The 12,147-nt window shown below is 58.1% G+C and carries 15 protein-coding genes; 5 read left to right on the forward strand and 10 right to left on the reverse strand.

The genetic code is table 11. The features are described from left to right. Nucleotides 1-24 precede the first annotated feature (24 nt). The 4 genes from V476_RS08050 (at nucleotide 25) to coq7 (ending at nucleotide 2,983) form a co-directional block, all read left to right on the forward strand. Nucleotides 25-939 (forward strand): DUF805 domain-containing protein, encoded by a 915-nt coding sequence (locus V476_RS08050; protein WP_017279832.1) that lies wholly within the window; start codon nucleotides 25-27, stop codon nucleotides 937-939. 56 nt (nucleotides 940-995) lie between these two features. Next, on the forward strand, nucleotides 996-1,772 hold the full coding sequence (locus tag V476_RS08055; protein WP_003341077.1) for an SDR family NAD(P)-dependent oxidoreductase: 777 nt from the start codon (nucleotides 996-998) through the stop codon (nucleotides 1,770-1,772). Nucleotides 1,773-1,875: 103 nt separating this feature from the next. Further along, the gene (locus V476_RS08060; RefSeq protein ID WP_003316306.1) at nucleotides 1,876-2,214 is read left to right on the forward strand and encodes a histidine triad nucleotide-binding protein; all 339 of its coding nucleotides are present in this window, start codon (nucleotides 1,876-1,878) and stop codon (nucleotides 2,212-2,214) included. Between the two features lie 121 nt (nucleotides 2,215-2,335). Further along, nucleotides 2,336-2,983, forward strand: a complete 648-nt coding sequence (gene coq7, locus V476_RS08065; protein ID WP_024961353.1) for a 2-polyprenyl-3-methyl-6-methoxy-1,4-benzoquinone monooxygenase — start codon at nucleotides 2,336-2,338, stop codon at nucleotides 2,981-2,983. Nucleotides 2,984-3,052: 69 nt separating this feature from the next. Here coq7 and speD read toward each other — a convergent pair whose 3' ends face one another. Together speD and V476_RS08075 are read right to left on the reverse strand one after the other, a co-directional pair. Beyond that, on the reverse strand, nucleotides 3,053-3,847 hold the full coding sequence (gene speD, locus V476_RS08070; RefSeq protein ID WP_003316303.1) for an adenosylmethionine decarboxylase: 795 nt from the start codon (nucleotides 3,845-3,847) through the stop codon (nucleotides 3,053-3,055). 242 nt (nucleotides 3,848-4,089) lie between these two features. Then, entirely contained in the window at nucleotides 4,090-4,512 is a 423-nt protein-coding gene (locus tag V476_RS08075; RefSeq protein WP_003316302.1) for an OsmC family protein, read from the reverse strand. Nucleotides 4,513-4,714: 202 nt separating this feature from the next. Here V476_RS08075 and crp point away from each other — a divergent pair, with 202 nt between their 5' ends. Further along, nucleotides 4,715-5,359 carry a cAMP-activated global transcriptional regulator CRP gene (gene crp / locus V476_RS08080; RefSeq protein WP_003316301.1) on the forward strand — a complete coding sequence of 215 codons (645 nt, stop codon included), beginning with the start codon at nucleotides 4,715-4,717 and terminating at the stop codon, nucleotides 5,357-5,359. A gap of 11 nt (nucleotides 5,360-5,370) precedes the next feature. On the opposite strand, the gene V476_RS08085 is transcribed toward crp, so the two are convergent. The 8 genes from V476_RS08085 to V476_RS08120 all read right to left on the reverse strand — a co-directional run bounded on the left by V476_RS08085 (nucleotide 5,371) and on the right by V476_RS08120 (nucleotide 12,144). After that, nucleotides 5,371-6,066, reverse strand: a complete 696-nt coding sequence (locus tag V476_RS08085; protein WP_024961354.1) for a lipoate--protein ligase family protein — start codon at nucleotides 6,064-6,066, stop codon at nucleotides 5,371-5,373. A gap of 34 nt (nucleotides 6,067-6,100) precedes the next feature. After that, on the reverse strand, nucleotides 6,101-6,937 hold the full coding sequence (trpC, locus tag V476_RS08090; protein ID WP_003316298.1) for an indole-3-glycerol phosphate synthase TrpC: 837 nt from the start codon (nucleotides 6,935-6,937) through the stop codon (nucleotides 6,101-6,103). Then, nucleotides 6,934-7,983 (reverse strand): anthranilate phosphoribosyltransferase, encoded by a 1,050-nt coding sequence (gene trpD, locus V476_RS08095; RefSeq protein ID WP_003316297.1) that lies wholly within the window; start codon nucleotides 7,981-7,983, stop codon nucleotides 6,934-6,936. Before trpD ends, trpC begins: the two co-directional genes overlap by 4 nt. A 21-nt stretch (nucleotides 7,984-8,004) precedes the next feature. Beyond that, the gene (locus V476_RS08100; RefSeq protein ID WP_004415847.1) at nucleotides 8,005-8,604 is read right to left on the reverse strand and encodes an aminodeoxychorismate/anthranilate synthase component II; all 600 of its coding nucleotides are present in this window, start codon (nucleotides 8,602-8,604) and stop codon (nucleotides 8,005-8,007) included. 411 nt (nucleotides 8,605-9,015) lie between these two features. Continuing rightward, a complete protein-coding gene (locus V476_RS08105) occupies nucleotides 9,016-9,528 on the reverse strand; it encodes a lysis system spanin subunit (protein WP_024961355.1) in 513 nt (170 codons plus the stop codon). Further along, complete coding sequence (locus V476_RS08110) at nucleotides 9,525-10,070, reverse strand: glycoside hydrolase family 19 protein (RefSeq protein WP_024961356.1); 546 nt, start codon at nucleotides 10,068-10,070, stop codon at nucleotides 9,525-9,527. The genes V476_RS08105 and V476_RS08110 overlap by 4 nt, the downstream gene beginning before the upstream one ends. Before the next feature lie 230 nt (nucleotides 10,071-10,300). Further along, the gene (locus V476_RS08115) at nucleotides 10,301-10,798 is read right to left on the reverse strand and encodes a tail fiber assembly protein (protein ID WP_024639973.1); all 498 of its coding nucleotides are present in this window, start codon (nucleotides 10,796-10,798) and stop codon (nucleotides 10,301-10,303) included. Between the two features lie 272 nt (nucleotides 10,799-11,070). Continuing rightward, on the reverse strand, nucleotides 11,071-12,144 hold the full coding sequence (locus V476_RS08120; protein ID WP_235810971.1) for a phage tail assembly chaperone: 1,074 nt from the start codon (nucleotides 12,142-12,144) through the stop codon (nucleotides 11,071-11,073). Nucleotides 12,145-12,147 lie beyond the last annotated feature (3 nt).

Consider the following 12,147-nt stretch of genomic DNA (forward strand, 5'->3'; position numbering starts at 1 on the left):
CATTTAAAGACAAGGAAGCCCCGTATGGCCGATTCACACTTCAAGATTGTGTTTGAAGGGCAGGTGCGTGAAGGCGTCGAGCTCGACACCGCAAAGGCCAACCTGGCGGGGCTGTTCAAAAGCGAACCGTCTGCAGTGCAGAAGCTGTTCAGCGGTCAAACCGTTGCGCTCAAGCGCGGGATTACTTACCAGGATGCGGAACGCTACTTGAAGGCGCTGAACGATGCGGGCGTCGAAGCACGTATCGAACCGGACATTGAAATCAGCCTGAGTCTGGACGAAGTGGTCAGCCAGCCCTCCCCTAAACCCGCGCATCTGGAAATATCGCCCTACGCACCGCCCAAGGCACAGGTCGGCGCTGATCAGCCTGGTCATTCAACGCTGAAGGTGCTGAGTATCAATGGACGTATCGGGCGCTTGCGCTATCTGGCGTGGAGCATGGTACTGAGCGCCGCGACGCTGATGCTGGTAGGTGTGTGCCTGCTGGTCATGAACGGTTCGCTGGTCGCCGGCGGCCTGCTGATGGCAGTGGTGCTCGTCGCGTTCGCGGTCATCGGAGCGCAGATCGGCGTTCAGCGGCTGCACGATCTGGGTTGGTCGGGCTGGCTTCTGCTGCTCACCATGGTGCCATTCGTAGGCAGCGTCTTCCCGTTTCTGATGATCCTGCTGCCCGGAACAAAAGGCCCAAACGCTTTTGGCCCGCCGTCGCCACCAAATTCCAGAGGTGTTAAGACTCTGGCCGTTCTGTGGGTGTTACTCATCCCCATAGTCGTGATCGGGCTCACCGCTGGCGGCGGAGGCATGCTGCGCGATGAGTTGGAATTGCAGACCGATGAATACGAGCAATCCCTCCCCTATGACGACGAAGAAAGCCGTGACAGTGCCTTGACCGCGCCAGCGGATGTCAACATAGAGTCCGAAGAACAAAGCGACAAGTAATAGACTGCTCACGGTTCGGCAGACTGCCGGTCGCAACACGCTCAATGGAGAACTGCATGACCCGTTACGCCCTGATCACCGGCGCGTCCAGCGGCATAGGCCTGGCGATGGCCGAAGCGCTGGCACGTCGCGGTCGCAACCTGATCCTGGTCGCCCGCCAGCGCGATCTGCTGGAAACAATTGCACTGGAGTTGACTCAGCGTTTTGGCGTGGAAGTGCTGTTTCGAGCCTGCGATCTGGGCGAGCCACTGAGGCTCTCGGGCTTTCTGCTGGAGCTGGAAGACGGTGCCCACCAGATCGATCTGCTGGTCAACGCTGCGGGCATCGGCACGTGCGGACCTTTTCTGGCTCAGGACTGGAGCGCCGAGCAGGACCTGATCGATCTGAACATTCTGGCCCTCACGCGCCTGTGCCACACGGTCGGCAATCTGATGGCCATTCAGGGCGGCGGCCAGATACTCAACATTGCCTCGGTGGCGGCGTTTCAGCCCGGGCCATGGATGAGCACTTATTACGCAAGCAAGGCGTATGTCCTGCATTTTTCCGAGGGGCTGCGCGAGGAAGTGAAGAAGGCCGGGGTGAAGGTCTCGGTGCTGTGCCCCGGCCCGACCAGGACGGCTTTTTTCCGCACCGCGCAGTTGCAGGTCAATGTGGATAGCCTGATGAGCCCTGAAGAAGTGGCGCTGTATACCGTTCGCGCACTGGCAAAAAACCGCGCAGTGATCACACCCGGTTTCAGTAACCGGTTGTGGACGCTCAGCCCGCGCCTGGTTTCACGCTGGCTGGCTCGTCAGATCAGCGGCTACATCAACAAGAAATACTGCCCACGCTGACCGACAAACGGCTGGGCGAACCGCGTCTCGCTCAGTACACTCGGACGCGCTGAAGCACAGCGATACCCTGTGACGACCATCAACCGACAAGGAGCAAACGGCTGTGGACACTTTGTTTACCAAGATCATCAATCGGGAAATCCCGGCGAAGATCATCTATGAAGATGATCAGGTCCTGGCCTTTCACGACATCGCCCCACAGGCACCCGTGCATTTTCTGGTTATCCCGAAAAAGCCTATCCGCACCCTGAACGATCTGACCGAGGAAGACAAAGGCCTGGCCGGACATATCCTGTTCACGGCGCAGCGTCTGGCCCTCGAACTGGGCTGCGAAGAAGGCTTCCGCGTGGTGATGAACTGCAATGAGCTGGGCGGGCAGACCGTCTACCACATTCACATGCACGTACTCGGTCAGCGTCAGATGAACTGGCCACCGGGCTGAGCCAGCGTTTTCGGGCTTCCCGGCCGACCAGCGCGTGTGAGCAGCGCTGGTCGGATGACACAAGCCCTGCCCGCTCCGGCCGATTGGGGTAAACTGCCCGCATGATCTTCCGGAGGTGCCCATGGCTACCGAACGTCAATACTCCCCCCTCGACCGTCTGTTACTGCAAGCCGACAGCGCGATGCGCACCTTGCTGCCGTCCAGCGCGCACTCGCAGCGCCCTTCCCCCGCGGTTGTTCAGCCTGAACACAAGATGAGCGACGTCGACACGCGCCACGTCGCGGGTCTGATGCGCATCAACCATACCGGCGAAGTCTGCGCCCAGGCGCTTTATCAGGGCCAGGCGCTGACGGCAAAGCTGCCCAAGGTGCGCAAGGCGATGGAGCATGCGGCTGAAGAAGAAATCGATCATCTGGTCTGGTGCGAACAGCGCATCCATCAGCTTGGCAGTCATACCAGTGTGCTGAACCCGCTGTTCTACAGCCTGTCCTTCGGGATAGGCGCGATAGCCGGCGTCATCAGCGACCGGGTCAGCCTGGGTTTCGTCGCGGCGACCGAAGATCAGGTCTGCAAGCACCTGGCTGAACATCTGGAGCAACTGCCGACCGAAGACGGCAAGTCCCGGGCCATCCTGCAACAGATGCTCAGCGATGAAGAACACCACGCTGAGTCCGCACTGGAGGCAGGCGGTTTTCGCTTTCCGGCACCGGTCAAGTTCGGCATGGGTGTGCTGGCCAAGGTCATGACCAAGTCGACTTATCGCATCTGACGATGCGTATACAACGCCCATAAAAAAGGCGCCTGCATCAGGCGCCTTTTTAATGTCCGGAATCCGGGTTTATACGGCTACGTTGCGGCCGTAGAAGATTTCCAGCATTTCGTGTTTGACCTTGGCGGTCACCTGCTCACGCTGCTCGGGAGACAAGTTGCTGGTGGCGTCGCCAAACAGGTAGTTGTCCAGTTCGAACTGCTTGAGCAGCATCTTGGTGTGGAACAGGTTTTCCTGATACACGTTCACGTCGGTCATCTGGTAACCGTTGCGCGTGTCTTCGGACAGGTAGTTCTGGATCGAGTTGATCTCGTGGTCGATGAAGTGCTTCTTGCCTTCCACGTCACGGGTAAAGCCACGCACGCGATAATCGACGGTCACGATATCCGACTCGAACTTATGGATCAGGTAGTTCAACGCCTTGAGCGGTGAAATAACGCCACAGGTCGACACATCGATATCCACGCGGAACGTGGCAATACCGTCAACCGGATGAATTTCCGGGTAGGTGTGGACCGTGATATGGCTCTTGTCCAGGTGCGCCAGGATGGTTTCCGGCAGTGGACCTGGCGACTCTTCGATCTGGCTTTCGGTAGGCGTCACCGGCTGCTCCGAGATCAGAATGGTCACACTGGCACCTTGTGGATCGTAATCCTGACGCGCAATGTTCAGGATGTTGGCACCAATGATATCGACAACATCAGTCAGAATCCGCGTCAAGCGTTCTGCGTCGTACACACTGTTGATGTACTCGACGTACGCCTGCTGGTCCTGCGGGGTTTCCGCATAGCAGATGTCATAAATGTTGAAGCTCAAGGTCTTTGTCAGGTTATTGAACCCGTGGAGCTTGAGTTTGCTTTTCACCGTTAAAAACTCTCTATATGGGTGCGGCGCCAGCCGCGTGATCAAGCATGCCCGTCAGGTGAGCCCGGCTCATCTGCGTAGGACGGTTAACACCTCTTCGCGTTGGCGATTTTGGTTGTCTGTTCGGACCGGCAGCAGAAAACCAATACATGCTGCGCCCGTAAAAAGTGGCGCATTATGCAGACGTCCGAAGCCGTCTGCCAGAGTGTGCGCCGTTTTTATGATCGTTGGATGTCTGGCGTTCAGCCCAGTTCGACAATTTCATAATCGTGGGTGATCTTCACACCCGCGTTGCCGAGCATGATCGAGGCCGAGCAATACTTCTCTGCAGACAGTTCGATCGCTCGCTTGACCTGCGCTTCTTTCAATCCTCGTCCTTTGACGACGAAGTGCAGATGGATTTTGGTAAACACTTTCGGGTCTTCATCGGCACGTTCGGCATCGAGAAATGCCTCGCAGCTTTCAACAGGTTGGCGCGACTTTTTCAAAATGCTCACAACGTCAAAGTTGCTGCAGCCACCCAGACCGATCAAGACCATTTCCATCGGGCGTACGCCCAGATTGCGACCACCGCTTTCCGGCGGACCATCCATTACCACCACATGACCGCTGTCGGATTCGCCTAGGAACATGGCTTCGCCAGCCCATTGGATGCGTGCCTTCATCGCCAAGACTCCACTGTAAAAAAAGGGGTCGCCAGCTTAGCACAGGGCCAAAAGCTGCCCGGAAGAAATGCCTTTTGTAGGAAATGCGTAGGAATGTTCGCAAATAGCTTCCTACACGTCTGGAAAAGCTGGCGAGAATAAAGGCTCAGCCGATACCTATAGGTATGCCATTTGGCCATACACCTTATTTCGGAAGTCTCGCATGGTCGCAATAACCTTTACGCCCAAAGCAAACAGTCTGGACAAGCTGCTGCCCCATGCAGAACGCCGCCGCCTCCCCGCGAAAACCAACATCATCAATGCCGGTGACCGCTCCGCATCGTTGTTTCTGATCCTCAAGGGTTCAGTCACTGTCCTGATCGAGGATGACGAGCGCCGGGAGATGATCGTCGCCTACCTCAACAGCGGGGATTTCTTCGGCGAACTGGGTCTGTTCGAGCAACCGGGCAAGGAGTCGGTACGCAGCGCCTGGGTGCGCGCCAAGACCGAATGCGAAGTGGCCGAGATTTCATATGACACGTTCCGCGAGCTGACCAGGCAAGAGCCGGAAATCCTGTATGCGCTCTGCAGCCAGATGGCTGAGCGTCTGCGCAATACAACGCGCAAGGTCGGTGATCTGGCGTTCCTTGATGTCACCGGGCGAGTGGCTCGCACGTTGCTCGAGCTGTGCAAGCAGCCGGATGCAATGACTCACCCGGACGGCATGCAGATCAAGATTACCCGCCAGGAAATCGGGCGCATCGTCGGCTGCTCGAGGGAAATGGTCGGACGTGTGCTCAAGGCCCTTGAAGAACAGAGCCTGGTCAACGTCAAAGGAAAGACCATGGTGGTCTACGGGACACGCTGAGCCCTTGGTATTCAGAGCGCAGCGAGCAGCTTCCGGTAAGTCTGCGCCAGACGCTCCAGGACATCAGCGCCAGGAAACGCTTCATACAGGGCAATGTGGCTTTCAGCCTGAACACGCGGCTCAAGCTCGCACAGCTCATTGAAGCGATTTACCGCAACCGCCATCTGAACGCGCTCGTTTTCTAGCAGCAAGGCACCGTGCGCCAGCACTACAGGACGCGTTCCGCCCTGACTCTGACGCCAGCGCTGAGCCGTTCCAACCATCTTGCGACCATCGAGATTGACGTTGAAGCGGCCGTCGCAGAATGCGCCAGCCACCTCACCCAGCGAAGCCTGCCCGCCCAACTCGGTCAACAGATCGAGAATCGGCTGACAAAATCGCAGGTAGGCGGTTTCTATACGGTCACGATCAACGTCAGTGGACGGTTGCGCGTAGACCAGCGCGATATTCAGCGTGGCAGAGGACTGCGGCACTGGCTCGCCGCCGGTTTCACGCAAGAGAACAGGCCATGCATTGTCCGACAGGGTCTCGCTGGCCTCGGCAAAACCCGGTAACCGGCTCATCCGCCGAGGCATCACCAGCGCGCGATCATTGGGCCGCCAGAACAACAGCCCATGATCCGCCGCACCGGAGCAGACCGACGCCAGAAGATCCTGCTCGGCCTGCAGGCCTTGTTCGACACAAATGTCGATGATCGAGTCTTGCACGTCGGACCTCGTAAGGGTGTTCAGCTCAATGCGCTCAGTCGCTGGACGACGTGCTTACCGCCATCTTGCGCTCAGGGAAGAACAACCGCTGCAGCTCGGCGCCAGGGTGCTCGGCACGCATGAAGGCCTCACCCACCAGAAACGAATAGACATCGCTGATTTCCATCAGCTCGACATCCGCACGATTGAGAATGCCGCTTTCGGTGACGACCAGGCGATCACGCGGGATACGCGGCAGCAAGTCCAGCGTGGTTTCCAGGCTCACTTCAAAGGTATGAAGGTTACGATTGTTGATGCCCACCAGCGGTGTATCGAGCGTCTTGAGTGCACGCTCCAGCTCGTCGCCATCGTGCACCTCGACCAGCACATCCAGCTTCAGGCCCTTGGCAACGGCAGCCAGTTCAGCCAGTTGCACGTCATCCAGTGCCGACACGATCAGCAGAATGCAGTCAGCGCCCAGAGCACGTGCTTCGACCACCTGATAAGGGTCGATCATGAAGTCCTTGCGGATCACCGGCAGGTTGCACGCCGCACGGGCCTCCTGCAGATAGGCATCGGCGCCCTGAAAGAAGTCCACGTCGGTCAGCACCGACAGACAGGTCGCGCCACCGGCCTGATAACTTCTGGCGATCTCGCCCGGCAGGAAGTGTTCGCGGATGACGCCCTTGCTCGGCGAAGCCTTCTTGATTTCCGCAATGACGGCGGGCTGCTTTGCCTTGGCCTGAGTGATCAATGCGTTGGCAAAGCCACGTGGCGCGTCCGCCCGGGCGGCCTGTTGTTCAAGCTCGGTCAGGCTCACAATCGCACGACGAGCCGCGACTTCCTCGGCCTTTCGGGCAAGGATCTTTTCCAGTACGGTTGGCACACTCATGCTTCGTTCTCCTGCTTGAATACCGCCGTAAAGGCACCCAGCTCTTCCAGTTTTTCCCGCGCCAGACCCGTGTGCAGCGCATCGTGCGCCAGGGCCACGCCCTCTTTCAGGCTTGTGGCGTGATCTGCAGCATAAAGCGCGGCGCCGGCATTGAGCACGATCATTTCCGCAGCTTTCTGACCGTTCTCGGTCTTGCGACGTCCCAGTGCATCGCGGATCAGCTCCAGCGAAGCCGCCGGGCTTTCCACGGCAAGGCCGTACAGGCTCTGGCTTTTGATACCCAGGTCTTCGGGCTGTACCCAATATTCGGTGACTTCACCGTTTTTCAGCTCGGCGACGAAGGTCGGTGCGGCCAGACTGAATTCGTCCAGGCCGTCCTGCGAGTGGACCACCAGCACATGCTTGCTGCCCAGACGCAGCAGCACCTCGGCCAGCGGGCGGCAAAGCGCCTGGTTGAACACGCCGACGATCTGATGACGAACGCCCGCCGGATTGGTCAGCGGGCCAAGCATATTGAACAGTGTGCGCAGACCCAGCTCGCGACGCGGCCCGGCTGTGTGCTTCATGGCCGTGTGATGAGACTGGGCGAACATAAAACCGATGCCCACGCTGTCGATGCAACGCGCCACCTGAACAGGCGTGAGGTTCAGGTAAACCCCGGCGGCCTCGAGCAGATCAGCACTGCCGCTTTTGCCCGAGACAGCACGATTACCGTGCTTGGCCACCGTGCAACCTGCGGCGGCAATGACGAAAGCAGACGCCGTCGACACGTTGAAGATATTCGCGCCGTCGCCGCCCGTACCCACGATGTCGACCACGCCATCCAGGGTTTTCAGTTCGACCTTGCCGGCCAGCTCGCGCATCACCGAAACCGCACCGACGATTTCATCGATGGTTTCGCTCTTCATGCGCATGCCCATCAGAAACGCACCGATCTGCGCTTCAGTGCATTGGCCAGTCATGATTTCGCGCATCACATCGCTCATCTCTTCAGTGGTCAGGTCCAGCTGGTTGACCACGCGATTGAGCGCGCTTTTGATATCCATGGGGGTACTCATAAAAAATCCTTAGCCCTGACGATGGCCGCCGCTCTGCTTGAGAAAATTGGCGAACAGCTCGTGGCCCTGCTCGGTCAGGATCGACTCGGGGTGAAACTGCACCCCTTCGACGTTCAGTGTCTTGTGGCGCAGGCCCATGATCTCATCGACCGAACCGTCTTCCAGCGCAGTCCAGGCCGTCACTTCCAGGCAGTCGGGCAGCGTATCCTGTTTGACCACCAACGAGTGGTAGCGGGTGACCACCAACGGATGATTCAAACCATCGAACACCCCGCCGTCTTGGTGAATGACCGGGCTGGTTTTGCCATGCATGACCTGACGCGCACGAACCACGTCGCCGCCAAAGGCCTGACCGATGGACTGATGCCCCAGGCACACGCCCAGAATCGGCAGCTTGCCCGCGAAGTGCTTGATCACGTCAAGCGAGACACCGGCTTCATTGGGCGTGCACGGGCCAGGCGAGACCACGATGTGCTCCGGGTTCAGGGCTTCGATCTCGGCGATGCTCAGTTCGTCATTGCGAATGACTTTGACGTCCGCCCCCAGCTCACCGAGGTACTGCACGACGTTGTAGGTAAACGAATCGTAGTTATCGATCATCAGCAGCATTTTGCTATCAACCTTTTGATTTACTGACTTGATTCAGGCCTTCCGGATTCTGCTTCACTCATGCATCCCCTCGTCAGCCACAAGGCCGGGGGACGGAGAAAAGCATCAAAAAATCGAAGGCATACAGGTACGGGTCCGGCAGGGCCGGCAAGGAAATAGTCAGGCGCGCCAACGCCAACGGGCGTGAGCCTTGATAACGCGCATCAAAAGCTTGCTGACTGTCGTCACGGAAGGGGTCTCATCGGTACGTTTCAGGACATTAGCGTACCGAATCGGCCGGTGCAATATGAATGTACCGGGCCGCTCCGATTGAAAAGCAGTTAAAGGCTGAAAAGAGGGCCGCGCCTCCTTGCGGAGGCGGGATTGAGGCAGGGGCACGATGGCCTAAGGGGTGGGGAGCCGAGAGGAACATCAGTGCGCAATCTCGCGCACGTAGGCTTGGCAGGCCTTCAAAGCGATCAATCCCTGATCGCCGTAGTCGGTGATGGCGACAATTCGTCCAGCAGCCGCTGGGTCAAGTTCGCCTCGCGAGCTTCCATGAACCACGCCGCCGGTGTCGGTGCCGGCTGGCACGCCATCACGGTTGGCGGGGCTGTTGGCGAGGAGGACTGACAAGCGCAAATCAGCGGTAGCCAGGCGATCACGCAAACGAGCCTGAGCAGTCTGTGCATCGCTCAATTCCTTGTGGATGGTTGAATCGTTGGTGTGCAAACGGACTTCCAGCGCCCGTCGTTGTGCCTGCTCGGCGTTCTGCCAGTCGACGACCGCGAGCGCCGCCTGCTCGCGCTCGCGCTGCCACGTCAGTGCTTGCGTGGACAGTTGCAGGCCATAGCGGGCCGCCTGCCATTTCCAGGCGGCCCATGTACCCAGCCCTGACCCCAGCACGAATGCGAGGATCAGGCATCGCATATCCAGCACTTTCACGGCAGCACCTCCAATGCGCGCTGGTAAAGCGCCTGTCGATCCGCCAGGCCGTTGGTACCGCCGTTGATACGGCGGGTGATCATCAGAAAATCACCCTGGTCTGCCAGCGTGTTGAGGTTGGCCCGATCCCAGAACCACGCCGCCGACATGGCGGCGTGGTCGGGTTGTTCGAGCAGTTGTGGCTGGGCAAGCAAGTCCAGCCCGAGCGCCTCCCCGCACGCCTCGTAGTTGGTCCGCCCCGTCACCTGAATCAGCCCACGGCCCCGATACAGCTGACCGTCGCCATCTGCCTCTGGCGTATTGCCCAGACGCAGCGCCAACTGCCCCGTGTCGTACTTCGCCAGGTAGCTGTCACTGCCCAGCTCACGCATATAACGAAGCTGCCCGGACTCATGCCCTATCTGAGCGATGAACGCGGCGATACGCAGGCGGGTGTCGATGGCGTAACGGGCCATGGCGATGTTGAGAGCAGGAACGAAAACGCCGGCTTTAGGGCCGGCGTTGGGGAGGATTTGTAATAGTTGTTGCTGGTTGATAGGCATGGTTACTCCTGCCTTGCTTATGACGCTCGTCAGTGTCCCCAATCGACGAAGCTCTCGTGACTCAAGAGCGACGCGCATTAGGGGTAAAAAACAACCGATCATTGACCTGAGTCGTTAGCAGCAGTCATATCGGCAGGTCGCGGCCATAGCGAAAGCAGAAACAACAACTCCAGCCTCATAGCTGGCGTCGGATGCAATTCGTTTTCGCGCACGCCCTGCCAAATGGCTAACTACTCAGAAGGTGGCACATACACAAAAGGCTGCGCAGGCGCCACTGGCCAGTCGAACTTCCTTGGGTAACCTGGCAATGTGTCAATTAGGGAAAGCTGCACGCGATAAAGACGGAACGCGTACAGCTCAGCGTTTATTGCTGGCACGGATTTCAATTGCTCTTCGGTCGCCAGATTCATTGCTATGGCGTCTTGAAGAATATCCAGTTCGTCCAGCAACGAGTGGATTCGATAAGTAGCGTTACTTGATAAGTTATTCCGCTGACTCGTCACCAGCTGCAGGACCGCCTCCTCGGTCGGCTCGAGAACCGGGCCGAACTCACCGGCGAGGGCACGGTTAAACAGATCGACGCCGTGAGCAGCGGAGTCGTTGGGAGACGCACTAAAAGGCACCTCGCCGTAAGTGTCTTTAAACTCTGCAAACAACACCCACAGATTAATGTATGTGTGTGTCATATCGGACCAACGTGGATCACGAGCGCTTATTACTGTGTACATATGAATACCTTTGGTTTTCTATTGAGAGAGTATGGGTTTATGAATGATTGACGCTTGCGGGCGTCAGCGGACCTCCCGTTTCGTTTGATGGCAGGAACTAAAACGCCGGCGGTGGGGCCGGCGTCAGGGATGATGTTCAGTTGTTGTTGCTGGTCGAGAGGCATTGATCCTCCTCTGGGGCTTGCGGGATGAGCCCATCCCATGAGCCGATAAGGCTCTTCTGTTCAAAAGATTAAATGGCGAATAAAACAACGCCCCCTCAGAGCAGGGCGTCAGGACTTGGGCAGCTCGTCTGCACTTACGCCCCTAACCGGTGCCAGCTGTTCGGTCGGCTTTACATATAAAAACGGCGACGCTGGCGGGACGGGCCACACGAACGACTCTGGAAAGCCTGGCTGCGCATCGAGCTGGGCGAGCTGCACACGGTAAAGCCAATACGCATCAAGCTCGGCCTGCAGCGCAGGCAGGATTTTCAGTTGAGCTTCAATGGCACTTTGCAAGGTATCCAGCCTGCTGATCAGTGAATCGACTTTCGCCGCAGCCATCGCCGAATAGAGGCTGCGCTGTCCCTCGACATCGCCCGTGTCCACTGGCTCGATCGGATCAAGAATCGGTCCAAAAGCCCCGGCGATTGCCCGGTTGAAAAGCTCTACGGCCTGCGGCTTGCCAGTAGCTGAAACAGTGACTTCCTCCTCACCATGAAGATCTTTGGTTTTCTCAAAGATGATCAAAAGAACAATAGACAGACGGGCACGATCAGCCCAGCGAGGACTGCGAATGCTTGTCATGATCCAAGGCAGTTCATCTTCGCTCACGCCTGTAGGCGGTGTAGTCACTTCCGGCGGCTTTACGTAAACAAACGGAGTCGCAGGAGGAACCGGCCAGGCGAAAGAAGTAGGGAATCCCGGGAGCGAACTCAGATTGGAGAGCTGTGCCCGGTAAAGCGAATACGCATCAAGCTCGGCTTGCAGCGCAGGCCGGGACTCGATTTGCGCGACTGTGGCCGCCCCCGATGCGATGGCGTTTTGCACAATGGTCAGTTGAAAGTCCAGCTCGTTGATTCTCCTGGTAGCGTTGTCCAGGTAGATACCGCGCTCCGCATTGACGTTGATAAGGATCATCTGCTCACTCGGCTCGAGAATCTCACCGAACTCACCGGCGATTGCGCGGCTGAACAATGCTGCGTATTGCGGATCCGGATGATTGGCAGAGACCGATATAACGTCCTGACGATCCATATAGCCGGGTTCAGTAATGATCACCCACAGTGTCATGGAGGTGTGGGCCTGATCGGTCCATTGCGGGTTACGGGAGACGGGTACTATGTTCATGGTTAATTCCTTCATGTT

Source organism: Pseudomonas syringae KCTC 12500 (genome assembly GCF_000507185.2).
GTDB classification, from domain to species: domain Bacteria; phylum Pseudomonadota; class Gammaproteobacteria; order Pseudomonadales; family Pseudomonadaceae; genus Aquipseudomonas; species Aquipseudomonas syringae.